Below are 24,600 nucleotides of genomic sequence, written 5' to 3'. Positions count from 1 at the left end.
GAATGCGGGATGTACGTCTCGGTCGGCGGCCGTGTGCTGCTCAGGGTCTGGTCAGGTGGCCCTGTACGACCGGTGCCACCCTCGTGATGATCTGCTCCGGGTCCGCCGAGGCGATCGGCTCGATCTTGATGACGTAACGCATCATCGCGATACCGACGAGCTGGGCCGCCGCGAGCTCGGCGCGCAGTTCCGCGTCCGGGAGGTCGAGCTGTTCGGCGATACGGCGCAGCAACTGGGCGGCGACCAGTTTGCGGAAGACGGCGGCCGCGCTCTCGTTGTTGACGGCCGAGCGGACGATCGCGAGCAGCGGGGCCCTTGTCACCGGGTTCTCCCAGAGACCGATGATCATCCGGGTCAGCCGTTCGCCGACGCTGTCGAGGGGGCCGTCGAGGACGATGTCGCGGCCCCTGAACGCGGGCGCGAAGGCGACTTCCACGGCCGCCTCGAAGACCTGTTCCTTGGTGCCGAAGTAGTGGTGCACCAGCGCGGAGTCCACACCGGCCGCCTTGGCGATCCCGCGCACGGACGTCTTCTCGTAACCCCGCTCGGAGAACTCCTCGCGGGCCACGGCCAGGATCCGGGCCCTGGTGTCGGCGGATTCGCTGCGGGTACGGCGGCCCCGGCCCCGGCGGGGTGCTGCGGTGTCGGTCACGGCCGGGGCACCTTCACCGCGGAGGCCAGATGGAGGCGGGTGTAGGCCAGCGCCTCGGCGAGGTCGGCCTCCCGCTCGGCGCTGGACATCGCCCGGCGGGTGTTGACCTCGATGACGACATGGCCGTCGAAACCGGTCAGGGCGAGACGTTCCAGCACCTCGGCGCAGGGCTGGGTGCCGCGGCCGGGGACGAGGTGCTCGTCCTTCGCCGAACCTCGGCCGTCCGCGAGGTGCACATGCCCCAGTCGGTCACCCATGCGGTCGATCATATGGATGGCGTCGGTGCGGGCGGTCGCGGTGTGGCTGAGATCGATCGTGAAGTGGCGGTAGTCGTCCTTGGTGACGTCCCAGTCGGGGGCGTACGCGAGCATCTCGCGGTCGCGGTAGCGCCAGGGGTACATGTTCTCTACGGCGAACCGCACATCTGTCTCGTTCGCCATGCGCCAGATTCCGGCGACGAAGTCGCGCGCGTACTGGCGCTGCCAGCGGAACGGGGGGTGCACGACGACCGTGCTCGCGCCCAGCTTCTCGGCCGCCGCCTGGGCGCGCTGGAGCTTGGTCCAGGGGTCGGTGGACCACACGCGCTGGGTGATGAGCAGACAGGGGGCGTGCACGGCGAGGATCGGGATCTGGTGGTAGTCGCTGAGCCGGCGCAGTGCCTCGATGTCCTGGCTGACCGGATCGGTCCACACCATGACCTCGACGCCGTCGTACCCGAGGCGCGCCGCGATCTCGAAGGCCGTCGCCGTCGACTCCGGATAGACCGAGGCCGTAGACAGCGCGACCTTCGCATCCGGGATGCGCACCACTGGTTCTGCCACGGAGACAGGGTACGGGGCCTCGCTCGGCACGGGGGAGCCGACGGCCGTGGGCGGGCTGTGGGGGTACGGCAATCGGCCAGGCGGGGGGCTGGGGTGGGGAGGGGGTGGCGCACTTCACTCGGGGTGGGCGGGGTGTGTTCGGATGCGCGGGGCGCGCGGGCCAGGTGATGCGCCGGGAGCGCACGCCGTACGAGTGCAAATCTGTGCGCACGCCGTAGGAGCAAAACCCTCGCGCACATGCCCGGCGCGCGAGCCCCCGCGCACCCCCAGCCAGCCACCCTCCCCGTGTCACACAGCCGGAAGGTGGTCCATCCTGCGCAGGATCACGCCCTCCCGCAGCGCCCACGGGCAGATTTCCAGGGTCTCCACGCCGAACAGGTCCATCGCCCCCTCGGCGACCAGGGCGCCCGCCAGCAGCTGGCCCGCGCGGCCCTCGGAGACGCCGGGGAGGTCGGCGCGTTCCTCGGTCGTCATGCCGGCCAGTTGCGGGACCCAGGCCTCCAGGGACTCTCGCTTCAGGTCGCGCTGGACATACAGGCCCTCCGCGGAGCGGGCGGCGCCGGCGATGCGGGCGAGCTGCTTGAAGGTCTTGGACGTGGCGACGACATGGTCGGGACGTCCGAAGCGGCTGAACTCACCGACCGTACGCGCGATCTGGGCGCGGACATGTCGGCGCAGGGCCCGGATGTCCTCGGGGTCGGGCGGATCGCCGGGCAGCCAGGCGGCGGTGAGGCGCCCGGCGCCGAGCGGCAGCGACACCGCGGCGTCCGGCTCCTCGTCGATGCCGTAGGCGATCTCCAGGGAGCCGCCGCCGATGTCCAGGACCAGCAGTTTTCCGGCCGACCAGCCGAACCAGCGGCGGACGGCGAGGAAGGTGAGCCGGGCCTCCTCCGCGCCGGTGAGGACCTGGAGCTCCACCCCGGTCTCGGCCTTCACGCGCGCGAGGACGTCATCGGCGTTGCTGGCCTCGCGCACCGCGGAGGTCGCGAACGGCAGCAGGTCCTCCACGCCCTTGTCCTCGGCGGCCTGGAGCGCTTCCTTGACGACCGAGATGAGTTTGTCGACCCCGTCGGGCCCGATGGCCCCGCTCTCGTCGAGCAGTTGGGCAAGGCGCAACTCCGCCTTGTGCGAGTGCGCGGGCAGCGGGCGCGCGCCTGGGTGCGCATCCACCACCAGCAGATGCACCGTGTTCGATCCCACGTCGAGGACACCGAGTCTCATGTACGGAACGCTACTGCCCGCCGAGCCGGGCACCGCCCCCGGTGCGGTCCCGGCCGGGGTCTCGGGCGACTTACCCTGGACGAGTGCCAAAGACGAAAAAGGCGAAGGATCAGAAGACGGCCAAATCAACCGGCGGTTCTTCGCAGGTGAAGCCGTCGAAGAAGGCGAAGAAGGCCCTGGCTGCGGACGAGAAGGGCCTCGACTTCGCACGCGCGTGGGTGGAGTTCCCCGATCCGGCAGACGATGAGCAGATCTTCCGGTGCGATCTGACATGGCTGACCTCTCGTTGGAACTGCATCTTCGGCAGCGGCTGCCAGGGAATCCAAGCAGGCCGGGCGGACGACGGGTGCTGCACCCTGGGCGCCCACTTCTCCGACGAGGACGACGAGAAGCGGGTCGCGGAGAACGTGGCGAGGCTCACGCCGGAGATCTGGCAGCACCATGACGTGGGCACGGAGACCGGCTGGATCTCGGAGGACGAGGACGGCGACCGGCAGACCCGCCCGTACCAGGGCTCGTGCATCTTCCAGAACCGGCCCGGCTTCGCGGGCGGCGCGGGCTGCTCGCTGCACATCCTCGCCCTCAAGGAGGGCCGCGAGCCGCTGGAGACCAAGCCGGACGTCTGCTGGCAGCTTCCGGTCCGGCGGACCTACGACTGGATCGACCGGCCCGACGACACGCGCGTGCTCCAGGTGTCGATCGGGGAGTACGACCGCCGCGGCTGGGGCCCGGGCGGCCATGATCTGCACTGGTGGTGCACCTCGGCGACCTCGGCACACGGCGCCGGTGACCCGGTGTATGTCTCCTACCGGCCGGAGCTGATCGAGCTGATGGGCAAGGCGGGCTACGACCGCCTGGTCGAGCTGTGCGAGGAGCGGCTGGCCTCGCAGCTGCCCCTGCTGGCACCGCATCCCGCGGATCCGGTGGACTGACGGCCCCAAGGGCTACGACGTGGACGGGCTCGGGTCGCCGGTCGGTGACGTCGAGCCTGTCGGGTCTCCGGGGTCTTCCGGGCCGGACGGCGGCGGATCCGGGTCGGACGACGAGGGCGGCGGGTCGCTCGGCGTGGGGTCCGTGGGTGTCGGGTCGGTCGGCGTCGGCTCGGGGTCGGTGGGCGTCGGGTCCGGGGACGACGGGGGCGGGTCGCTCGGAGTCGGATCCGTGGGCTCCGGGTCGGGGCTTCCCGGTCCGGGATCGGAGGGGCTCGGCGCGGTGCCGTAGCCCTCGATGCGCACGACGGCTCCGGCGGGTGAGACGGCGACCTGTGCGCTCCAGTACCCGGACGGCTCGCGGAGCGGGTCGACGTACACCTTGATCGTCAACGATTCGCCGGGGGCGAGGGTTCCCGAGGCGCGGCTCAGGTAGAGCCAGGAGGCGCCGGTGGTCGCGGACCAGCGCACGGGGGCTTCGCCGCTCGCGGTCAGGGTGATGAGCGTGGTGTCGCCGCGGTTGCCCGCCGTCACGTCGAGCTGTGCCGCGCCCTTCTGGCCGGCGCCGGTGACGCTGATGACCTCGACCGTGACATCGGGCTTGGCGCCCTTGGCGTGGCGGCCGCCGGGATGGCTGCTGGCGTTGCCCGCGTTCTCGTAGCCGCCCTCCGGAGTCTCGCCGTCGAGGGCGTCCGGGCCGTGCGCCTCGCTCGCGCTGGCCGAGCGGCCCTCGGTCGCCTCGCCGGCGGGCGCGCCCCGGTAGGCGGCCCACAGGGCCAGCACGGGCGCGGCTACGACGGTGGCGACGACGGTCGTCGTGACGGCACGCGCGCGCAGGCGGTCCCGGCGGGCGGCCGTGTCCTTGGGGTCCATCGGGAAGCCGCGGCGGTCGAAGCGGGGGGCGGTGCCCCGCGCGCGTGGGACGTGCGCCATGGCGACGTGCAGCGCCGCGCGGGGTGCCTCCAGGACGGGCAGTTCCGCCGGGGTGACGGTGGCGCCGGGCCAGCGGCCGGGGACCGCGCGCTCGGCGGTACGGCGGCAGCGCGGGCAGTCGTCGACGTGGCGCACCAGCTCGCGGCGCAGGGCCGTGCTGAGGACGAGCTGGTTGTCGCCGGTGAGGCGGGCGACGCTCGGGCAGGTGCCGGTCTCCACCACGGCGAGCGCCGCGCGCGTGCGCTCCACCTCGCAGGCGGCCGAGGCGAGCAGTTCGCGGGCGACGGCGTGGTCCATGCCGAGGACGGCGGCGACCTCGTGGGCGGCGAGGTGGTGGCGTACGGCGAGTTCGAGCGCCTCGCGCTGTTCGGGGGTGGTGCCGGCCGCCTCCGGCCAGGCGAGCAGGGAGAGTTGGCGTCTGCGGTCCTCCTGGACCTGCTCGGAGACGGGCGCGGTCGTGGGCTGCCGATGAGTGCCGTGGCGGCCCGCCGCGTGGGTGGCCTGACGTTTCTGCTTGGCCTCGGCCAGCTTGCGCAGGCATGCCCAGCGGGCCAGGGCGTACAGCCAGGCGCGGCGGTCGCCGGCGGACTCCGGGACGCGCTGCCCACGGCGCTCGGCCAGCGCGAGGACGTCGCCCAGGGCGGCGGTCGCGGTGTCGTGGTCGCACAGTACGGAGAGGCAGTAGGTGAACAGGCCGTCCAGGTACGGCTCGTAGCGCGCGGGCGGACGCTGCGCCAGGGTGCGCGCCGCACCTCGGTCGCGCGCCTCCCGGTGCGCTCGGTGTGCGCCGGTGGTGCGGGTGGTGGTCTCCGGACGGCTGCTCATCACCCGTGGACCGTAGGCGGGTCGGGGTGGTGGCTTCTTCCACCTTGAGCACATTTAATCCGTACGGGTGAAACGATCCCTCATAAGGGGACAGGAGCCCTGGATTCCGTGGCTGGTTCGTGATGGTCGTGGCTGATTTCCCTCAGCCGCAGCGCCGGTGACCGTTCCGTGCCCGCCGCCGTCGAGGGCGTTGTCAGTGGGGCCGGATACCGTTCCGCTCATGGCTGCCCGTACGAAGTCCGCCAAAGAGCGCCCGTCCTACCGCTGCACCGAGTGTGGGTGGCAGACGGCGAAGTGGCTCGGTCGGTGCCCCGAGTGTCAGGCCTGGGGGACGATCGAGGAGTACGGCGCGCCCGCGGTCCGTACGACGGCGCCCGGGCGCGTGACCAACTCGGCCGTGCCCATCGGGCAGGTCGACGGGCGGCAGGCGACCGCGCGGTCCACCGGGGTGCCCGAACTGGACCGGGTGCTCGGCGGCGGGCTCGTGCCCGGGGCCGTCGTACTGCTCGCCGGTGAGCCCGGTGTCGGCAAGTCCACGCTGCTGCTCGACGTCGCGGCCAAGGCGGCCAGTGACGAGCACCGCACCCTCTATGTCACCGGCGAGGAGTCGGCGAGCCAGGTCCGGCTGCGCGCCGATCGCATCAAGGCCCTCCACGACCATCTGTATCTCGCCGCCGAGACCGACCTGGCGGCCGTGCTCGGTCACTTGGACGCCGTCAAGCCGTCCCTGCTGATCCTCGACTCCGTCCAGACGGTGGCCTCCCCGGAGATCGACGGCGCCCCGGGCGGCATGGCGCAGGTGCGGGAGGTGGCCGGGGCGCTGATCCGGGCCTCCAAGGAGCGCGGGATGTCCACGCTGCTTGTGGGCCATGTCACCAAGGACGGCGCCATCGCGGGCCCCCGCCTGCTGGAGCACCTCGTGGACGTCGTCCTGCACTTCGAGGGCGACCGGCACGCGCGCCTGCGTCTGGTGCGCGGCGTCAAGAACCGGTACGGCGCGACGGACGAGGTCGGCTGCTTCGAACTGCACGACGAGGGCATTACTGGCCTTACCGACCCAAGCGGACTTTTCCTGACTCGTCGTGACGAACCGGTCCCCGGTACCTGTCTGACGGTCACCCTGGAGGGCCGCCGCCCGCTGGTCGCCGAAGTACAGGCGCTCACCGTCGACTCGCAGATCCCCTCCCCGCGCCGCACCACCTCCGGTCTGGAGACCTCCCGGGTCTCGATGATGCTCGCCGTACTGGAACAGCGCGGCAGAATCAGCGCCCTGGGCAAGCGGGACATCTACTCCGCGACGGTCGGCGGAGTGAAGCTCTCCGAGCCCGCCGCTGACCTCGCCATCGCCCTCGCGCTGGCCAGCGCCGCGAGCGACACCCCGCTGCCGAAGAACCTCGTCGCGATCGGCGAGGTGGGCCTTGCGGGCGAGGTCAGACGGGTTACGGGCGTCCAGCGCCGGCTCTCGGAAGCGCACCGCCTCGGCTTCACGCACGCGCTCGTGCCGGGCGATCCCGGGAAGATCCCTCCCGGTATGAAGGTGCTGGAAGTCGCGGACATAGGGGACGCCCTCCGGGTCCTTCCGCGCTCGCGTCGACGAGAGGCCCCACGGGACGACGAGGACCGCCGGTAGACTTTGCCCTGGTCTCGCCCGTCCGTACGAATGAAGTGTGCGAAACGGGAGCGCCCCAGATCCTGCGACCGGAGGAGTGCAGTGGCAGCCAACGACCGGGCAGCAGCTCCCGGAAAGTCCGGTGGGAGCTCCGGTGCCGATGGCCTGATGCGCGCCTCACTGAGCGCCGTGGCACCCGGCACGGCCCTGCGCGACGGCCTTGAGCGGATCCTCCGCGGCAACACCGGAGGGCTTATCGTGCTGGGCTCCGACAAGACCGTCGAGGCCATGTGCACGGGTGGATTCGTGCTGGATGTCGAGTTCACGGCGACCCGGCTGCGGGAGCTGTGCAAGCTGGACGGCGGCATCGTGCTCTCCTCCGACCTGTCGAAGATCCTTCGTGCCGGTGTGCAGCTGGTGCCGGATCCGACGATCCCCACGGAAGAGACGGGCACACGGCACCGTACGGCGGACCGGGTCAGCAAGCAGGTCGGGTTCCCCGTCGTCTCCGTCTCCCAGTCCATGCGGCTGATCGCCCTGTACGTCGACGGGCAGCGGCGGGTGCTGGAGGACTCCGCGGCGATTCTGTCCCGGGCGAATCAGGCGCTGGCGACCCTTGAGCGGTACAAGCTGCGCCTTGACGAGGTCGCGGGAACGTTGTCAGCGCTGGAGATCGAGGACCTTGTGACGGTCCGGGATGTCTCGGCGGTGGCGCAGCGGCTGGAGATGGTGCGGCGGATCGCTACCGAAATCGCCGAGTATGTGGTGGAGCTGGGTACCGACGGGCGGCTTCTCGCGCTTCAGCTGGACGAGTTGATCGCGGGTGTGGAGCCCGAGCGGGAGCTCGTGGTCCGGGACTATGTGCCCGAGCCGACGGCCAAGCGGTCCCGTACGGTCGAGGAGGCGCTGTACGAGCTGGACGCGCTGAGCCATGCGGAGCTGTTGGAACTGCCCACGGTGGCTCGGGCGTTGGGGTACACAGGGTCGCCCGAAGCGCTGGACTCCGCGGTGTCGCCGCGTGGGTTCCGGCTGCTGGCGAAGGTGCCTCGGCTGCCCGGGGCGATCATCGACCGGCTGGTGGAGCACTTCGGCGGGCTGCAGAAGCTGCTCGCCGCGAGCGTGGACGATCTGCAGACCGTGGACGGCGTCGGCGAGGCGCGGGCGCGGAGCGTGCGCGAGGGGCTGTCGCGGTTGGCGGAGTCTTCGATTCTCGAGAGGTACGTCTAGCCCGCGGCGCGCAGCCGTGAGCGCCACCCGGCGCTCGGGCTGCGCCCCGGCGAACCCTCAGTCCTTCTCCAGGACGAACGACGTCTGCGCCTTCGCAAAGCCCGGAGTCGTTGCTTCCACCAGGTAGGTACCGGCCGCCGCCGAGCCCGCCGGAGGCGTTGCGCACTCGGCTGCGCTCGGCTTGCGGTCCCACTTGACCGTGTACGTGACGCTGCTGTCGGCGGCGACTCGGAAGGGCAAGTTGGCGGAGGTCTTCGGGCAGTCCGCGGAGGACCAGTAGGCGTCGTCGCTGCCTGCCTGAGTGATCGTCAGGACCGCGTTCTTCGGGCCGAGATCGACCTTGCAGTCGCCGCCGGAGGAGTTCGTCGCGGTGAGTTCCAGGGTGGGCGTCTCACCGGGTCCGTAGGTGTTACGGGCACTCCGTACCGTCAACTTCACCGCGCCCGCAGTGCAGTTGGGCAGTGAGGAGCCCGCGGGAAGCGCATCGCCCGCTCCCACTCCCGTACCGCTGCCGGTCGAGCCGCCGCCCGCGCTCCCGTCGGAACCGGAGCCCGACCCGTCGCCCCCATCCGAACCCGACGTGTCGCCGGAGCCGGAGCCGGAGCCGGAGTCCGACCCGCCAGTGCCCTCGTCCTCCGACTCGTCCCGTCCGCCCGGCGCTTGGCTGATCGCGGGCCCGGAGCCGGACGGTCCCGGCGTGATCGTCGACGGTGCGGGATTCTTGCCGTTGCCGCCGTCCGCGCCGTTCTTGTCGCCTCCGCCGCCCGAGGTGAGCACCCAGGTGATCAGCAGCGCCAACAGGGCGACCACAGACAGCAGTACGGCCCTCCGTCGCCAATAGATGGTGGAGGGAAGCGGCCCGACCGGATTGCGCAGAGATCCCACGGCGCAAACTGTACGAGAGATCGGCGCGTTCGCTTCCCCCACCCGCCGCCCCGGGCCACAACTTTTCCGGATCATCATCCCGGACAGCCGCCCCAACGGGCGCCGTCACCCCTGTCTTTCGTCAGGTCGAGCGCGCGACGATCGCAGGATGTGACGGTATCGACCCGCCGCCCACCGTCCGTGACCATGAACTTCGAGGACGGCACAGGACACTCCTACGTGGGTCCAGCACACCGCCGAGACATGGACGGAGGCCGGACTGCTCCGGGAACTCTCCTGCGCGGGCCGTCCGTTGGTGACGGTGACGGTCGTGCCGCCCGCCTCCTCGACCACGTAGGGCGATGAGGCTGAGCCCGTGGCCGAGGGAGTCGTGCCTGTCCTGGGCGATCCGGGCGCGTTCACGCAGCCGCGCCCACTCCTCGGCGGTGGCCAGCTCCCGGCTCTGCCGCCACAGTGGACAGGCCCGCCATATGCCAGGACGTTCCATCCGGCCGACGCCGCAAGCGACCGGCACGCACGCACTGCTGCCGATCATCACGTGCCGAGCCCTGCAGATGCCGAGCCCCCAGCCAAGGTCCCGTCCCCCCAGCGGGTGGCGGTCCCCCCGTGCCCCCTCCCCCGCATGGCAGGATCGGTAAGGCCATGACTGCGCCCACGAAGTCCGACGCCCCCGAGTCCCTCAGCGGAGCGTCCCCGCTGCACTCCCCCGTCATCGACTGGTTCGACGACCACGCCCGTGATCTGCCCTGGCGGCGGTCCGAGGCCGGGCCGTGGGGGGTGATGGTCAGTGAGTTCATGCTCCAGCAGACGCCGGTGAACCGGGTCCAGCCCGTCTACGAGCAGTGGCTGGCCCGCTGGCCGCGCCCCGCCGACCTGGCCGCCGAGGCTCCGGGCGAGGCCGTCCGCGCCTGGGGCCGGCTCGGCTATCCGCGCCGCGCGCTCAGACTGCACGGCGCCGCGGTCGCGATAACGGAACGGCACGGCGGCGACGTACCGACCGATCACGCCCAGCTCCTGGCGCTGCCCGGCATCGGGGAGTACACGGCGGCCGCGGTCGCCTCCTTCGCGTACGGGCAGCGGCACCCGGTGCTCGACACCAACGTCCGCCGGGTCTTCGCCCGGGCGGTGACCGGCGTGCAGTACCCGCCGAACGCCACCACCGCCGCCGAGCGCAAGCTGGCCCGCGCGCTGCTGCCCGAGGACGAGCCGACCGCCGCGCGCTGGGCCGCCGCCTCCATGGAGCTGGGCGCGCTGGTGTGCACGGCGAAGAACGAGTCGTGCCACCGCTGCCCGATCGCCGCGCAGTGCGCCTGGCGGCTCGCGGGCAAGCCGGAGCACGAGGGACCGCCGCGCCGCGGCCAGACCTACGCCGGCACCGACCGCCAGGTGCGCGGCAAGCTGCTCGCCGTCCTGCGCGAGGCCCACGCGCCCGTGCCGCAGACGGCCCTGGACCGCGTATGGCACGAACCGGTACAGCGCGCCCGGGCGCTGGACGGACTGGTCGCGGACGGACTGGTGGAGCCACTGCCGGGTGGTTTGTATCGGCTCCCGTTGACCTGAGCCGACATCGCCGTAACGCCAAATCGCCCCATAGCAGCGCCAATCAATGCACCGCTTTACCCCTTTCCTACTTCCGTTACACAACCGACGGACAGCCGAGTGCCAGCCGCAGGCTGCTTCGCACAGCCCCGTGACAACGGCTCCGTAGCTTCATTTCCGTGCTCGACACGAGCGCGAGAGAAGTCAACGGGGCAGTAAACGGGGATGTGGAGGCGGTCAATATGGCGCAGGGCGAGGTGCTCGAGTTCGAGGAGTACGTCCGCACCCGGCAGGACGCGCTGCTGCGCAGTGCCCGCCGGCTGGTCCCGGACCCCGTGGACGCCCAGGACCTCCTCCAGACGGCGCTGGTACGGACGTACGGCCGCTGGGAGACCATCGAGGACAAGCGGCTCGCGGACGCCTATCTGCGCCGGGTGATGATCAACACGCGGACCGAGTGGTGGCGGGCCCGCAAGCTGGAGGAGGTGCCGACCGAGCAGCTCCCGGACGCCTCGGTCGACGACTCCACCGAGCAGCACGCGGACCGCGCCCTGTTGATGGACGTCATGAAGGTGCTCGCCCCCAAGCAGCGCAGTGTGGTCGTGCTGCGACACTGGGAGCAGATGTCCACGGAGGAGACGGCCGCCGCCCTCGGCATGTCGGCCGGAACGGTCAAGAGCACGCTGCACCGGGCGCTCGCCCGGCTCCGCGAGGAGCTGGAGAGCCGCGATCTGGACGCACGCGCGCTGGAGCGTGAGGAGCGGGAGCGTTGCGCGGCCTAGCCGACAAGGCCAGTGCGGGGCCGGTACCCGCCCGGGGGTCCCATCAGGCGGTGATCACGGCGCTCGCCGTGTTCGCCGCCCTCGCCCTTTTCGTGTCCGCCTGCGCCACCGGCGGCACCGGCGCCCGGGACGAGGGCCCGGCGCAGGACGAGTCGGCGGCCGGCGCCGCCGTCGCCCCGTCGTCGGCCCCCTCGCCCATGTCTACCGGCCGCCCCGGTCAGGCGGAGGTCGTGCGGATCATCAAGGCGGACCCGCTGGTCTCGACCGAGGTCAAACGCGATCTCCAGCCCTGCACGGCCGACGACTACCCCATCGACACCTCCTACGGCGACCTGACCGGCGGATCCTCCGACGACGTCGTCGTCAACGTCCTGACCTGCGGAGACGGCGTGGGCGTCGGCTCGTATGTGTATCGCGAGCAGAACGGCACGTACGAGAATGTGTTCAAGGCCGAGGAGCCGCCGGTCTACGCGCAGATCGACCGCGGCGATCTGGTGGTGAGCAAGCAGGTGTACGAGAAGGGCGACCCGGTGTCGAGTCCGTCCGGCGAGAACGTGATCACGTACCGCTGGAGCGAGGGCCGCTTCACCCAGGAGTACTTCTGGCACAACGACTACGGCACGGTCGTCGGCGACGAGCCCTCGCCGGTGCCGGAAACCTGACCACCGCCGGTGTGAACCGATCGGGCCCTTCCGTCCGATCATCAGTTGGACACCCACGACCACGAGGACTGAGAGCACCCGGGATGGCAGACCAGACCCACGTTCTGTTCGTCGAGGACGACGACGTCATCCGCGAGGCCACCCAGCTCGCCCTGGAGCGGGACGGCTTCGCGGTGACCGCCATGCCCGACGGGCTGTCGGGCCTGGAGGCGTTCCGGGCGGATCGCCCCGACATCGCCCTGCTGGACGTCATGGTCCCCGGGTTGGACGGTGTCAGCCTGTGCCGGCGGATCCGGGACGAGTCGACCGTGCCGGTGATCATGCTGTCGGCGCGGGCCGACTCCATCGACGTCGTGCTGGGCCTGGAGGCCGGCGCGGACGACTACGTCACCAAGCCGTTCGACGGTGCCGTGCTCGTCGCGCGTATCCGCGCGGTGCTGCGCCGCTTCGGGCATGCGAGCGGCGGCGTCCAGGCCGAGGAGCCGGGGGCGACGGCGACCGGTGGGGTGCTGACCTTCGGTGAACTGGAGATCGACACCGAGGGCATGGAGGTGCGCCGGGCCGGTCAGCCGGTCGCGCTCACGCCCACCGAGATGCGGCTGCTGCTGGAGTTCTCCTCCGCGCCGGGCACGGTGCTCTCCCGGGACAAGCTCCTGGAGCGGGTGTGGGACTACGGCTGGGGCGGGGACACCCGGGTCGTCGACGTCCATGTGCAGCGGCTGCGTACAAAGATCGGCCAGGACCGGATCGAGACGGTCCGCGGCTTCGGCTACAAGCTCAAGGCCTGAGCGGGGCGGGGAATGCGGGGGATCACCTGGCGCCGTGCGGATCTGCGCGCGGCCGATATCCGTACCGGGCTGAAGTGGAAGCTCAGCGCGGCCATCGCGCTGGTCGGCGCGCTGGTGGCGGTCGCGCTCAGCCTGGTCGTGCACAACGCCGCGCGCGTGTCGATGCTGGACAACGCGCGCGATCTCGCCGACGAGCGCATCCAGATCGCCGCCCGCAACTACGAGCTGTCGTCGCGCCCGAACTTCCCGGGTGTCAAGGTCGACGACCCGGAGCTGCCCGCTCCGCTGCGGGAGAAGGTACGGCAGGGGCGGCGGGCGACCTATGTCACCGACTCGCCCGGCGGCGGTCCTGACATCTGGGCGGCCGTGCCGGTGCAGGACGGGACCGTGCTGTCGCTACACACCGGGTTCACCGACCGCAGCACCGACATCCTGAAAGACCTCGACCAGGCCCTGGTGATCGGCTCCATCGCGGTCGTCCTCGGCGGCAGCGCGATCGGTGTGCTGATCGGCGGGCAGATGTCACGCCGGCTGCGCAAGGCGGCGGTCGCGGCGGGGCAGGTCGCCAAGGGCGAGCCGGACGTACGGGTGCGGGACGCGATCGGCGGGGTCGTACGGGACGAGACCGATGACCTCGCGCGGGCCGTGGACGCCATGGCGGACGCGCTTCAGCAGCGGCTCGAGGCGGAGCGGCGGGTCACGGCCGACATCGCGCACGAGCTGCGTACGCCGGTGACGGGGCTGCTGACCGCGGCGGAACTGCTGCCGCCGGGGCGGCCGACCGAGCTGGTCCTGGACCGGGCGAAGGCCATGCGCACGCTGGTGGAGGACGTCCTGGAGGTGGCCCGGCTCGACGGGGCCTCGGAGCGGGCGGAGTTGCAGGACATCCTGCTGGGCGAGTTCATCACCCGGCGGGTCGCGGCGAAGGATCCGGACGTCGAGGTCCGGGTCGTGCACGAGTCGGAGGTCACCACCGACCCCCGGCGCCTGGAGCGCGTGCTGTTCAACCTGCTCGCCAATGCCTCCCGGCACGGCAAGCCGCCGATCGAGGTCACCGTCGAGGGGCGGGTCATCCGGGTCCGCGACCACGGTCCCGGGTTCCCCGAGGCCCTCCTCGCCGACGGTCCGAGCCGCTTCCGCACCGGGAGCAGCGACCGGGCCGGACGCGGGCACGGCCTGGGCCTGACCATCGCGGCCGGCCAGGCCCGGGTGCTGGGCGCACGGCTGACATTCCGCAACATCCGCCCGGCCGGTGCCCCGGAGGGCGTACCGGCGGAGGGGGCGGTGGCGGTGCTGTGGCTGCCGGAGCACGCGCCGACGAACACGGGCAGCTATCCGATGCTGCCCTAACGCTCCGGGGTGCCGCGCTGTGTCGTCTTGCGGCTGCGGCGCCCGTCGTGGCTGATCGCGCAGTTTCCCGCGCCCCTGAGGGCGTTCCCCTCCCCCGAGTCAGACGGTCTCCTCCTTGGGGCCCGCCCCCTTCAGCGGGACCTCCTTCACGAAGACCGCCGCGATCAGCGAGACCACCGCGACCACGGCCCCGAGCAGGAACGCCGAGTGCGTGCCCGAGGACACCGCGTGCTGGTACGCCTCCCGCGCCGCCTCCGGCAGCTTCGCCAGGCTCGCCGCGTCCAGTTGCGCGGACTGCTCGGTCACCTTGGAGCCGAGCGCCCCGGCCCGCTCGGCCATGACGTCCTGGACCCGGTTGTTGAACAGCGCGCCCATGATCGCGACACCGAACGAGGAGCCGAGCGTACGGAAGAGGGTGGTGGAGGAGGACGCGACGCCCATGTCCTTCATCTCCACGCTGTTCTGCGCGACCAGCATGGTGATCTGCATCAGACAGCCCATGCCGAGTCCGACCACGGCCATGAACACCCCGGAGGTGAACCGGGAGGTCCCGGTGTCCATCGTGGACAGCAGATACAGGCCGACGACCATCAGGGCACTGCCGGCGACCGGGAAGACGTAGTACCGGCCGGAGTTGGTGGTCACCCGGCCAGCGACCATCGAGGTCACCAGCATCGCGCCGAGCATCGGCAGGAGCAGCAGCCCGGAGTTGGTGGCGGACGCGCCCTGCACGGACTGCTGGTAGAGCGGCAGGAAGAGCGTGGCGCCGAACATCACGAATCCGGCGATGAAACCGATGATCGACATCAGCGTGAAGTTGCGGCTGCGGAAGATGTGCAGCGGCAGCACCGGCTCGGCGGCCTTGGTCTGCCAGAACACGAACCCGACGAGCGCGGCGACCCCGATGCCGATCAGCTCCATGATCCGCGCGGACGTCCAGGCGTACTCCGTGCCGCCCCAGGTGGTGACCAGCACGATCGCGGTGATGCCGACGGTCAGCAGCGCGGCGCCCGGATAGTCGATCCGCGCCTGAGCCCGCTTCTTCGGCAGCTGCAGGACCGCGCTGATGGCGAGCAGGGCGACGATGCCGAGCGGCAGGTTGATGTAGAAGGACCAGCGCCAGCCCCAGTGGTCGGTGATGGTGCCGCCGACCAGCGGACCGCCGATCATCGCGAGCGCCATGACGCCGGCCATCATGCCCTGGTACTTGCCGCGCTCACGGGGCGGAATCAGGTCACCGATGATCGCCATCACGCCGACCATGAGTCCGCCGGCGCCAAGGCCCTGCACGGCCCGGAATCCGATCAGCTGGCCCATGTCCTGGGCCATGCCGCTGAGCGCGGAGCCGATCAGGAAGAGCACGATCGAGCTCATGAAGACGCCCTTGCGCCCGTACATGTCGCCGAGCTTGCCCCACAGCGGGGTGGAGGCGGCAGTGGCGAGGGTGTACGCGGTGACGACCCAGGAGAGGTGTTCCAGCCCTCCCAGTTCACCCACGATCGTCGGCATCGCCGTACCGATGATCATGTTGTCGAGCATCGCCAGCATCATCGTGATCATGAGAGCGAGCAGGACCACCCGCACGCTCCTGGGCTGTTTCTCCGGTACCGCGTCCACGGCCACCGCGTCCACGGCCTGTGTGTGCGCCATGACTCCCACTCCCCCAGCTACTTACTTGCCGCCCGGCTAGTTGTCTACACTTCAGGAAAGTAGAGGCGTAACTAGCCGGGCGTCAAGTAAGTTTTTGGCAAGCGTCGAGGAGTACGAGGATGGGCGGCATGGGCGACACGGACGGCACCAAGCAGCGGCGCCGCGGTAACACCCGTCAGCGCATCCAGGACGTGGCGCTCGAACTCTTCGCCGAGCAGGGGTACGAGAAGACCTCACTGCGGGAGATCGCCGAGCGCCTGGACGTCACCAAGGCGGCGCTCTACTACCACTTCAAGACCAAGGAAGAGATCCTGGTCAGCATCTACGACGATCTGACGCAGCCGATCCTCGACCTGATCGAGTGGGGCAAGGGCCAGCCGCACACCCTGGAGACGAAGCAGGAGATCGTACGGCGCTACAACGACGCCCTGACCGACGCCGCCCCCCTCTTCCGCTTCATGCAGGAGAACCAGGCGACGGTACGGGAGCTGCGCGTCGGCGAGACGTTCAAGGAACGCATGCAGGGCCTGCGCGAGATCATCATCGACCCGGGCGCGGAACTCGTCGACCAGGTCCGCTACGTCAGCGCGATCTTCACCCTGCACGCGGGGATGTTCTTCCTCCAGGACCTCGACGCCGATCCCGAGGACAAGCGCGAGGCGGTGCTGGAGGTCGCGATGGACCTGGTGACTCAGGCCCACCGCGGTGGCGAAAAGCGTTAGAGCGACAGGCCCTTGGCGCGCAGGAAGGCGACCGGGTCGACGGCCGTGCCGTAGTTCGCCGTCGTACGGATCTCGAAGTGCAGGTGCGGGCCGCTGGAGTTGCCGGTGTTGCCGGACAGGGCGATGCGCTGGCCGGTCTTGACGATCTGGCCGGCCTTCACCTGGATCTTCGACAGGTGGGCGTACTGGGAGTACGTGCCGTTGCCGTGCTTGATGACGACGGCGTTGCCGTAGGCGGGACCGTCACCGGCGCCGTTGCCGCCGGCCTTGACGACCGTGCCGCCGTGCGCCGCGTAGACCTGGGTGCCGGAGGCGACGGCGAAGTCCTGACCGCTGTGGGTGGACTGCCACATGGCGCCGTTCGCGGCGTAGCTCGCGGACTTCGTGTACTTCTTCACCGGCTTGACCCAGGAGACGGCCTTGGCGGCCTTGGTGGCCTTGGTGGCCTTCGCGGTCACGGCGGTCTGGGCGGCGGCGGGCTGCGCGGCCTGGGCGACTCCGGCCCCCAGCACGACCGACGCCCCCAGGGCGGCGGCCACGGCGGCGACGCGGGTGCGGAGCGTGGACGTACGGGAAGAACGGACGGAGACGCGCTGGGACATCGAAACCTCGGGGGGATCGGGGACATGAAAACCACCCGGCACTCGGACGGCTGCCGGATGGGCCAGTCCTTGGTACCCCCGACCCCCATCCACCCCCAAACCCCTGATCTACGACGGAAGCTAGTACTTCACCAGAAAACTGACCTCTTCTTGACAGAGCTCCCATCAGGGACGAATCCACCCATGACTGCAAAAGCGGCCAGGGAGTTCAGGGTTATAAGTCCCATTTGCCCGAACGGACCTTTCCACTACTCAGCCTAGTAACGGACAAATCGCCTGTGCGGCATGTCACCGGCCGCCAAGATCCAAGGACGCCGGAATGTGACCGGCGCTACGCTGACCTGCGTTTACTCGACGACGGGGGAGGGCGGGTTGGACCCGGCAGTACTCGGCGCCAGGCTCGCGTCCGGCCTGGTCGCTCCGCTGGTCAAGAAGCTGTTCGTCAGGGAGGGCCCGGGCGCCGCCCTGGTGGACCGGCCGGTCAGGCTCTCGGCGCTGGTGTCCTTCCGGGGCGAGCAGCGCACCCTGGACCGCCCCGCCCTGCACAAACTCTCCGCCGAGCTGGTCCGCCAGTCCCTCAAGGGCGACGAGCGGCCGATCTACGCCGACGAGGAGCAGGCCGTCGTACACGCCCTCGCCGACACCCTGTACGCCCTGGGCGACCTCACCATGACCGACGTACAGGCGGTGGACCTCGGGCACGAGTTCCTGGCCGCGAGCCTGCGCAACGCGAGCGGCCACCCGGACCGCGAACTCTCCTACGACGCCGGGCAGTTCTACAGCCGTCTGCTCACCACGGCCTGTCTGCACATCGTGCACTTCTTCACCCAGCGGTCCGCCTTTGTCGCCCGCACCCTCGTCGAACAGTCCCGGCGGCAGCGGGAACTCATCGCCAAGGTCGACGAACTGATCGCCCGCACCCCACCCGCCGGCGGCACCGACACCACCTTCGAACGGCGCTATCTGCCCTACGTCACCACCAAGCACGGCCGGCTCACGATCTACGGCATCGACCTGGCCAACTCTCCCGACCGCTGGCCCCTGGACGCCGCCTACCTCAGCCTCCAGGCCCTCGGCCCCGCCGAGGACGACCGCGCCACCGGCCCCGGCGGGCTGCACATCGCCGCCGCCGTCAGCGCGCTCCCCGCCGAACAGGCCCTCTCGGAGCACGACCGGGTGCTGCTGCGCGGGGTCGCGGGGTCCGGCAAGACCACGCTCGTGCAGTGGCTCGCGGTGACCGCGGCCCGTGGGGAGCGCGGCGACCGGATCCCGTTCGTGCTGCCGCTGCGCACCCTGGTCCGCCGAGGCCTTCCGGCGCCGGACGCCTTCCTGTCCGCCGCGCACGTCCCGTTCCACGCGAACCAGCCGGACGGCTGGACGGACCGGGTCCTGGCCGCCGGGCGCGGCCTGCTGTTGATCGACGGTATCGACGAGATCCCCGAACGCGAGCGGGAACGCACCCGCCACTGGCTGCGCGACCTCCTCGACGTCTACCCCGGCAACCAGTGGCTGGTCACCTCCCGCCCCTCCGCCGTACGCGAGGACTGGCTCGCCGCGGACGGCTTCACCGAGCTGGCGCTCACCCCGATGAGCCAGGACGACGTGGCCGCGTTCATCGACCGCTGGCACACCGCGGCCCGGATCGACGCGCCCGATCCGGAGCGCCTGGACGACTACCGGCGCTCCCTCCTCGACGCCGTCCGCACCAAGCCGGACCTCGGGCGGCTCGCCACCAACCCCCTGATGTGCGGCCTGATCTGCGCCCTGCACCGGGACCGGCGCGGCTATCTCCCGCACGGACGCAAGGAGTTGTACGACGCGGCCCTGTCGATGCTGCTGGCGCGGCGGGACGAGGAGCGGGACATGTTCCCGCAGGGGGACCCCGGTGGCATGTCCGGGGGCGCGTTCGGGGGCGTGTTCCTCACGGAGCCGCCGCAGATCCAGCTCCTCCAGCGCCTGGCGTACTGGCTGATCCGTAACAACCAGTCCGAGCTGGACCGCGACCGCGCCGAACGGATCATCGCCGACGTCCTGCCGTCCCTGCCGGTCGCGGGCGACCAGGGTGACGCCGGGCAGATCCTGCGCTATCTCCTGGTCCGCAGCGGCCTGCTGCGCGAACCGGCCGCCGGGACCGTGGAGTTCGTCCACCGCACCTTCCAGGACTACCTGGGCGCGAAGGCGGCCGTGGAGGACGGCGACTTCGGACTGCTGGTGCGGGGCGCGGCGGACGAGCAGTGGGCGGATGTGGTGCGGATGGCGGTGGCGCATGCGCGGCCGCGCGAACGGGCGGATCTGCTACGGGACTTGAGTACGGCAGCTGATCGGGCCGAGGGTGCCGTCAGCGCCCGGCTGCGGCTGCTGGCGCTGGCCTCGCTGGAGCACGCGACGGAGCTCGATCCCCGGGTCCGCGCAGAGGTCGAGGCGAACGCGGCCTCGCTCATCCCGCCCCGCACCACGGAGGAGGCCCGCGCCCTGGCCTCCGTAGGACCGCTCGCCCTGGAGCTGCTGCCCGGCCCGGAGGGGCTGGACGAGGAGGAGGCGCGGGCGGTCGTCGTAACGGCCTCGCTCATCGGCACGGAGGCGGCGCTGCCGGTGCTGGCGCGGTTCCGGACCCATCCGGCGCTCGCCGTGCGGGCTCAACTGACCTGGACCTGGCATCGGTTCGCGACCCGGCGGTACGGCGAGGAAGTCATCGCGCATCTGCCGGAGGACGAACTGTTCTTCAGTGCGCAGTCGGTGGAGCAGTTGCGGTTTCTGCGGGAGCTGGGCGGGAGGCGCTCCGTGCAGCTGGCCGGTGACATCGCGCCGGATGAGATCAGCGCCGGGCTCAACCCCGGGACGACGGCGGAGCTGGTCATCCGGGACAACGACGAGCTGCGGGACCTGAGCTGTCTGTCGTCCCTGCACCAGCTCGTCTATCTGGACCTCCGCGGGTGCTTCTCCCTGGAAGACCTGGCCCCCCTGGCCGGCCTCCCCCTGTCCTGGCTGTCCCTGGACCTGCAGCCCGACCTGGATCTGTCCGCCCTCTCCGGTATGCCGGCCCTGACCCAGCTCGACCTCGGCATCATCCTGGAGGCCGACTCCCTGGACGAGGCGCTTCCCAGGGACCTGGACCTGCGCTATCTACGCTTCACCAAGTCGGCGCTCATGCATACCGGCCTGCGCGGACTGCACCGCTTTCCCTCACTGAAGCAGCTGAGCCTGGCCAAGCTGTACGAACCGCTCTCCCCCGAGGACTGCGCGGAGGTCGCCCGGCTCCCTGAGCTGGACGACCTGCGCATCGACTGGCGGCACCTGGGCGGCTGGCAGGGCCCACCCCTGCCCGGCATCACCCATCTGCGCCTGAACAACTTCCAGGGCACCGAGGACCTCTCGGCCGTCCCGACCCTGTTCCCTGCTCTCCGCTCGGTCACCATCGTCCACGCCCCAGAGGTCGCCTGGGTCCCCGAGGAGATCCTCGCCCCCCTCCCGGTGCCCCCCGTCTTCAAGCAGGTCCGCGGCGTCGTGTGACGCACACCTCTAGCCACCTACCGTCCAGTAACCCTACGGTTCCCCACGCGCCACCCAGCCACACGAACATGCACACGACACGCTGGCCGTTCGCGAAGGGACCCCCACGCACATGACCACCCGACGCCCCTGGGCGCTCCGCATAGGTGCAACCGCCGCCACCGCCGCCGCCCTCGTGGCTTTCGCCGGACCCGCTCAGGCCGCTCCGAGCACCGGCACGACGACCGTCGCGACCGCCGCCGCCACCGCGGACGTCGACTACGACACCTGGCAGAAGGACTGCCAACTGGTGATGAACCAGGCGCTGCCCCAGATCAAGCAGCGCATCGCGAACACCGAGCCGGGCGAGAAGCAGGCGATCGTGTTCGACATCGACAACACCACCCTGGAGACCGACTTCGGCTTCAGCTACCCCCAGCCGGCCAACAAGCCGGTCCTGGAGGTCGCCAAGTACGCCCAGGAGCACGGCGTCGCCCTGTTCTTCGTGACCGCCCGCCCGGGCATCATCTACTCGGTCACCGACTACAACCTCAAGTACCGCGGCTACAAGGTCGCCGGGCTCTACGTCCGCGGCTTCCTCGACCTGTTCAAGAACGTCGGCGACTACAAGACGGCCCAGCGCGTCGACATCGAGAACAAGGGCTACACGATCATCGCGAACATCGGCAACAGCGCCACCGACCTGTCGGGCGGCCACGCCGAGAAGACGTACAAGCTGCCGGACTACGACGGCCAGCTCTCCTGACCTCATCCTCCAACTCCCGGTAGTCTCACCCCCGTTCGCGCGATCACGGGGGTGAGTCGGATGGAGCCCGCGGTACTGGGTGGCCGACTGGTGTCGAGCCTGGTCGGCCCGCTGGTGCGCAAGCTGTTCGTGCAGGGCACCCCCGGCGCCGGGCTGGTCGACAAGCCCGTACGCCTCTGCGACCTGGTGTCGTTCCGGGGCGAGAAGCGCACGATCGGGGAGGCGGAGGTCCGCAAGCTCGCCGGCAGGCTGGTGTCGGAGGCGGTGGCCTCACCCGGCGAGCGGCCGTTCCCGCCCGACGAGGAAGAGGCCGTCACCGACACGCTGGCCCGCCGGCTGCTCGCCCTGGGCGACCTGGACATGGACGACGTCCAGGCCGTACGGATGGGCAGCCACGAACTCGCCCAGAAGCTGCACCGCAGGGCCGCACCCCCCGACGGCCTGTCCGGGGACGCCTGCGTCTTCCTCGACTCCACGACACAGTGGGCCTGCCTGCACATCCTGGAGTTCTTCACCCGCCGGTCCACCTTCGTCGCCCGCACCCTGGTCGAGCAGAGCCGCACGCAGTCCGAACTCATCGCCCTGGTCAATGAGTTGATCGCCCGCACGCCCCGACCCGACGCCCGGGACACCGCCTTCGAACACCGCTATCTGTCGTACGTCGCACAGCAGCACAACCACATCACCATCTACGGCATCGACCTACGGGACTCCCCCGACCGCTGGCCCCTCGAAGTCGCCTACCTGAGCCTGGAGGCGACGGGAGACGAGGAGCGCACGGGCGGCCCGGGCATCGGCTCCGAGGGCACCTTCAGCGTTCATCTGCCCGCCGAGGAAGCCCTCTTGGCCCACGACTGCGTGCTGCTGCGCGGGGACGCGGGCTCAGGCAAGACGACCCTGGTGCAGTGGCTCGCTGTGACAGCCGCCCGCACCGGCGATCGCGTCCCGTTCGTCCTCCCTCTGCGCACCTTGATCCGCGCGGGCGCCCTCCCGCCGCCCGCTGGCTTCCTGACGGCGGTGAGCTGTCCGCTGTCCCCGCCGGAGGCCTGGACGGAGCGGGTACTGACCGCCAAGCGCGCACTCATCCTCGTCGACGGCCTGGACGAGATCCCCGCCGCTGACCGGCACCACACCCGCGCATGGCTCCTCGGCCTGATCCACGCCTTCCCCGGCAATCAGTGGCTGCTGACCTCACGTCCCACCGCCGTACGCCCCGACTGGCTCACCGCGGAGGGCTTCCGCGAACTGCTCCTCGCCCCGATGCGCCGCCCCGAGGTGACGACCTTCGTCCGCCGCTGGCACGAAGCGGCGCAGGCCCCTGAGTACCTGCCTCCCCTGCTGGACGCCCTACGCACCAAACGCGACCTGGCCCGGCTCGCCACCAACCCCCTGATGTGCGGCCTGATCTGCGCCCTGCACCGGGAACGGCGCGGCTATCTGCCCACGGGCCGCAAGGAGTTGTACGACGCCGCCCTCACGATGCTGCTCACGCGCCGGGACCGGGAGCGGGGCATGGGCGCGGTGGACGGCGTGGACCTGAGCGAGGAGGCCCAGCTGGAGGTGGTCCAGCGGTTGGCGTACGCGCTGGTGCTGAGCGGCCGTACGGAGATGGACGTCGAGACGGCCGAGGGGATAGTCGAGCGATGCCTGCCGTCGATCGCGGTACAGGGGGCCGCCGCGACGGTGCTGCGGGCGCTGCTGCTGCGCAGCGGTCTGCTCCGCCAACCCGCGGAGGGGGTCGTCGACTTCGTCCACCGCACGTTCCAGGACTATCTGGGGGCGCGGTACGCGGTGGAGGAGGGGCACCTCGACGTCCTGGTCAGCCATGCGGACAACACGCAGTGGGAGGACGTGATCCGGCTGGCGGTGGCACACGCCCGGCCACGGGAACGGGCCTACCTCCTGGAGCAGTTGCTGTCCCGGAACACTCCCCGGCTGAGCCTGCTGGCGCTGGCCTGCCTGGAACACGCCCCGGCCCTGGACCCGGGGGTGCGGGCAATGGTCGAGGCACGGGCGGCCGCGCTGATCCCGCCGCGGACGCCGCAGGAGGCCAGGACCCTGGCGGAGGCGGGCCCTCTCGTGCTGGAGCTGCTGCCAGGACCGGAGGGACTGACCGACGACGAGGCCGAGGCGGTCACGGCGACGGCGGCGCTGGTCGGGACGGATGCCGCGGTGAGCGTACTGGCGCGGTTCCAGGGGTGCCGGTCGGACCGGGTACGGGTCAATCTCACCCGCGCCTGGGGGCGGTTCGACACGGAGATGTACGCCACCGAGGTGCTGGCCCACGTCGACACCGATGACCTGTACATCTTCGCCGACTCGCCCGAGCAGATGGCGGCCCTGCCGCTGCTCGGTCATCGGGCTCGACTGGGATTGACGGGCAACTACGCCCCCGCGGACGTACTGGAGGTACTGCCTGACGGGGTGGAGTATCTCGGCTTCTACGAGAACCCCGTGCTGAGCGATCTGAGGTCGCTGGGCTCGCTGCCTCTGCGTTCGCTCCGTCACTTGACCCTGGTGCGGTGCCCCGGGGTGGGCGACCTCTCGCCCCTGGCCGATCTGCGTCTGCGCTCTCTCTATCTGCACGAGCTCCACGAGCTGAACGGGCTGGCCCGCCTGACCACACTTGAGAACGTCACCCTCATCACGCGCCTGCCGGGCGGCGGACTGGCCGCCCTGCCACAGGACGCGCCGCTGACGTGGATCAGCCTGGGCTCGGGCGCCGTCGCGGAGACGGGCCTGCGTGGCCTGAGCCATTGGCAGGGGCTGGACTTCCTCGACCTCAGGGACGGACTCGGCGTCCTCGGCTCCCAGGACTGGGCCGAGGTCTCCCTGCTCCCTCGCCTCACCCGCCTGAGAATGTCCGCAAGCCTGGTCCCCGGCCTCGCAGGAGCCCCCCGGCTGTCCACCATCGAGGAATTGACCGTGACGGACGTCCGGGAGGGCTCGGACCTCACCGCGCTGGCCCACGTGTGCCCGCAGGTCCGCACCGTCCGGCTGTACCCGGAGCAACTGTCCGCAGCCTTGAACGCGGCCCCCTGGGCGGCGGTCTTCCCGGACGCCGAGGTCACCGCTCCGAGCGCCCGGCCCTATTTCTTCTGAACCCACTTCTGAACATGGAAAGGGCCGGTACCCGAAGGCACCGGCC

Annotated in this window: 19 protein-coding genes; 12 read left to right on the top strand and 7 right to left on the bottom strand. The window is 70.8% G+C overall.

Features of this window, described 5'->3' with window-relative positions:
* Window positions 1–40: 40 nt before the first annotated feature.
* The 3 genes from OHT76_RS24480 to OHT76_RS24470 form a co-directional block, all read right to left on the bottom strand.
* The gene (locus OHT76_RS24480; protein ID WP_328873005.1) at window positions 41–652 is read right to left on the bottom strand and encodes a TetR/AcrR family transcriptional regulator; all 612 of its coding nucleotides are present in this window, start codon (window positions 650–652) and stop codon (window positions 41–43) included.
* Window positions 649–1,473, bottom strand: a complete 825-nt coding sequence (locus tag OHT76_RS24475; RefSeq protein WP_328873004.1) for a sugar phosphate isomerase/epimerase family protein — start codon at window positions 1,471–1,473, stop codon at window positions 649–651. Before OHT76_RS24475 ends, OHT76_RS24480 begins: the two co-directional genes overlap by 4 nt.
* Window positions 1,474–1,761: 288 nt before the next feature.
* On the bottom strand, window positions 1,762–2,694 hold the full coding sequence (locus OHT76_RS24470; protein WP_328873003.1) for a Ppx/GppA phosphatase family protein: 933 nt from the start codon (window positions 2,692–2,694) through the stop codon (window positions 1,762–1,764).
* Between the two features lie 83 nt (window positions 2,695–2,777).
* Between OHT76_RS24470 and OHT76_RS24465 the strand changes: the two genes are divergently transcribed.
* Window positions 2,778–3,626: a hypothetical protein gene (locus OHT76_RS24465; RefSeq protein ID WP_328873002.1), complete on the top strand. Its 849-nt coding sequence runs from the start codon at window positions 2,778–2,780 to the stop codon at window positions 3,624–3,626.
* A 12-nt stretch (window positions 3,627–3,638) separates the two neighbouring features.
* On the opposite strand, the gene OHT76_RS24460 is transcribed toward OHT76_RS24465, so the two are convergent.
* On the bottom strand, window positions 3,639–5,381 hold the full coding sequence (locus tag OHT76_RS24460) for a BACON domain-containing protein (RefSeq protein WP_443049831.1): 1,743 nt from the start codon (window positions 5,379–5,381) through the stop codon (window positions 3,639–3,641).
* 220 nt (window positions 5,382–5,601) lie between these two features.
* Here OHT76_RS24460 and radA point away from each other — a divergent pair, with 220 nt between their 5' ends.
* Window positions 5,602–7,011, top strand: coding sequence for a DNA repair protein RadA (gene radA / locus OHT76_RS24455; RefSeq protein ID WP_328873000.1), 1,410 nt, complete (start codon window positions 5,602–5,604; stop codon window positions 7,009–7,011).
* A gap of 81 nt (window positions 7,012–7,092) precedes the next feature.
* Window positions 7,093–8,217, top strand: a complete 1,125-nt coding sequence (gene disA / locus OHT76_RS24450) for a DNA integrity scanning diadenylate cyclase DisA (RefSeq protein WP_328872999.1) — start codon at window positions 7,093–7,095, stop codon at window positions 8,215–8,217.
* 57 nt (window positions 8,218–8,274) lie between these two features.
* Here the strand turns inward: disA and OHT76_RS24445 are convergent, their stop codons facing one another.
* Complete coding sequence (locus OHT76_RS24445; protein WP_328872998.1) at window positions 8,275–9,102, bottom strand: hypothetical protein; 828 nt, start codon at window positions 9,100–9,102, stop codon at window positions 8,275–8,277.
* A gap of 642 nt (window positions 9,103–9,744) precedes the next feature.
* On the opposite strand from OHT76_RS24445, the gene OHT76_RS24435 reads away from it, so the two are divergent.
* The 5 genes from OHT76_RS24435 to cseC all read left to right on the top strand — a co-directional run bounded on the left by OHT76_RS24435 (window position 9,745) and on the right by cseC (window position 14,223).
* Window positions 9,745–10,662 (top strand): A/G-specific adenine glycosylase, encoded by a 918-nt coding sequence (locus tag OHT76_RS24435; RefSeq protein WP_328872997.1) that lies wholly within the window; start codon window positions 9,745–9,747, stop codon window positions 10,660–10,662.
* A gap of 221 nt (window positions 10,663–10,883) precedes the next feature.
* Window positions 10,884–11,423 (top strand): SigE family RNA polymerase sigma factor, encoded by a 540-nt coding sequence (locus OHT76_RS24430; protein ID WP_186283894.1) that lies wholly within the window; start codon window positions 10,884–10,886, stop codon window positions 11,421–11,423.
* Window positions 11,411–12,085, top strand: a complete 675-nt coding sequence (locus OHT76_RS24425; RefSeq protein ID WP_443049830.1) for a hypothetical protein — start codon at window positions 11,411–11,413, stop codon at window positions 12,083–12,085. The genes OHT76_RS24430 and OHT76_RS24425 overlap by 13 nt, the downstream gene beginning before the upstream one ends.
* A gap of 83 nt (window positions 12,086–12,168) precedes the next feature.
* Window positions 12,169–12,873: a two-component system response regulator CseB gene (gene cseB, locus OHT76_RS24420; protein ID WP_328872995.1), complete on the top strand. Its 705-nt coding sequence runs from the start codon at window positions 12,169–12,171 to the stop codon at window positions 12,871–12,873.
* Window positions 12,874–12,885: 12 nt separating this feature from the next.
* On the top strand, window positions 12,886–14,223 hold the full coding sequence (cseC, locus tag OHT76_RS24415; protein ID WP_328872994.1) for a two-component system sensor histidine kinase CseC: 1,338 nt from the start codon (window positions 12,886–12,888) through the stop codon (window positions 14,221–14,223).
* A gap of 99 nt (window positions 14,224–14,322) precedes the next feature.
* On the opposite strand, the gene OHT76_RS24410 is transcribed toward cseC, so the two are convergent.
* The gene (locus OHT76_RS24410; RefSeq protein WP_328872993.1) at window positions 14,323–15,873 is read right to left on the bottom strand and encodes an MDR family MFS transporter; all 1,551 of its coding nucleotides are present in this window, start codon (window positions 15,871–15,873) and stop codon (window positions 14,323–14,325) included.
* Window positions 15,874–15,992: 119 nt separating this feature from the next.
* Between OHT76_RS24410 and OHT76_RS24405 the strand changes: the two genes are divergently transcribed.
* Window positions 15,993–16,595 carry a TetR/AcrR family transcriptional regulator gene (locus OHT76_RS24405; protein WP_443049829.1) on the top strand — a complete coding sequence of 201 codons (603 nt, stop codon included), beginning with the start codon at window positions 15,993–15,995 and terminating at the stop codon, window positions 16,593–16,595.
* On the opposite strand, the gene OHT76_RS24400 is transcribed toward OHT76_RS24405, so the two are convergent.
* On the bottom strand, window positions 16,592–17,197 hold the full coding sequence (locus OHT76_RS24400; protein ID WP_328872991.1) for a M23 family metallopeptidase: 606 nt from the start codon (window positions 17,195–17,197) through the stop codon (window positions 16,592–16,594). The two genes, OHT76_RS24405 and OHT76_RS24400, sit on opposite strands and share 4 nt — an antisense overlap.
* A gap of 372 nt (window positions 17,198–17,569) precedes the next feature.
* Here OHT76_RS24400 and OHT76_RS24395 point away from each other — a divergent pair, with 372 nt between their 5' ends.
* The 3 genes from OHT76_RS24395 to OHT76_RS24385 all read left to right on the top strand — a co-directional run bounded on the left by OHT76_RS24395 (window position 17,570) and on the right by OHT76_RS24385 (window position 24,554).
* A complete protein-coding gene (locus tag OHT76_RS24395) occupies window positions 17,570–20,707 on the top strand; it encodes an NACHT domain-containing protein (protein ID WP_328872990.1) in 3,138 nt (1,045 codons plus the stop codon).
* 112 nt (window positions 20,708–20,819) lie between these two features.
* Window positions 20,820–21,452, top strand: coding sequence for an HAD family acid phosphatase (locus tag OHT76_RS24390; RefSeq protein WP_328872989.1), 633 nt, complete (start codon window positions 20,820–20,822; stop codon window positions 21,450–21,452).
* A gap of 60 nt (window positions 21,453–21,512) precedes the next feature.
* Window positions 21,513–24,554, top strand: a complete 3,042-nt coding sequence (locus OHT76_RS24385; RefSeq protein WP_328872988.1) for an NACHT domain-containing protein — start codon at window positions 21,513–21,515, stop codon at window positions 24,552–24,554.
* The last annotated feature ends 46 nt before the right edge of the window (window positions 24,555–24,600 follow it).

The sequence above is a fragment of the Streptomyces sp. NBC_00287 genome (assembly GCF_036173105.1).
Taxonomy (GTDB): domain Bacteria; phylum Actinomycetota; class Actinomycetes; order Streptomycetales; family Streptomycetaceae; genus Streptomyces.
Note: the sequence above shows the minus strand (reverse complement) of the source record. Positions and strands in the feature narration are given on the sequence as shown.

What these genes read in the sequence shown, in the direction of transcription:
- OHT76_RS24470 (WP_328873003.1), bottom strand. Translation starts at nt 2,694, where the DNA reads ATGAGACTCGGTGTCCTCGACGTGGGATCGAACACGGTGCATCTGCTG.
- OHT76_RS24460 (WP_443049831.1), bottom strand. Translation starts at nt 5,381, where the DNA reads ATGAGCAGCCGTCCGGAGACCACCACCCGCACCACCGGCGCACACCGA.
- radA (WP_328873000.1), top strand. Translation starts at nt 5,602, where the DNA reads ATGGCTGCCCGTACGAAGTCCGCCAAAGAGCGCCCGTCCTACCGCTGC.
- OHT76_RS24435 (WP_328872997.1), top strand. Translation starts at nt 9,745, where the DNA reads ATGACTGCGCCCACGAAGTCCGACGCCCCCGAGTCCCTCAGCGGAGCG.
- OHT76_RS24430 (WP_186283894.1), top strand. Translation starts at nt 10,884, where the DNA reads ATGGCGCAGGGCGAGGTGCTCGAGTTCGAGGAGTACGTCCGCACCCGG.
- cseB (WP_328872995.1), top strand. Translation starts at nt 12,169, where the DNA reads ATGGCAGACCAGACCCACGTTCTGTTCGTCGAGGACGACGACGTCATC.
- cseC (WP_328872994.1), top strand. Translation starts at nt 12,886, where the DNA reads ATGCGGGGGATCACCTGGCGCCGTGCGGATCTGCGCGCGGCCGATATC.
- OHT76_RS24410 (WP_328872993.1), bottom strand. Translation starts at nt 15,873, where the DNA reads ATGGCGCACACACAGGCCGTGGACGCGGTGGCCGTGGACGCGGTACCG.
- OHT76_RS24405 (WP_443049829.1), top strand. Translation starts at nt 15,993, where the DNA reads ATGGGCGGCATGGGCGACACGGACGGCACCAAGCAGCGGCGCCGCGGT.
- OHT76_RS24400 (WP_328872991.1), bottom strand. Translation starts at nt 17,197, where the DNA reads ATGTCCCAGCGCGTCTCCGTCCGTTCTTCCCGTACGTCCACGCTCCGC.
- OHT76_RS24390 (WP_328872989.1), top strand. Translation starts at nt 20,820, where the DNA reads ATGACCACCCGACGCCCCTGGGCGCTCCGCATAGGTGCAACCGCCGCC.
- OHT76_RS24385 (WP_328872988.1), top strand. Translation starts at nt 21,513, where the DNA reads ATGGAGCCCGCGGTACTGGGTGGCCGACTGGTGTCGAGCCTGGTCGGC.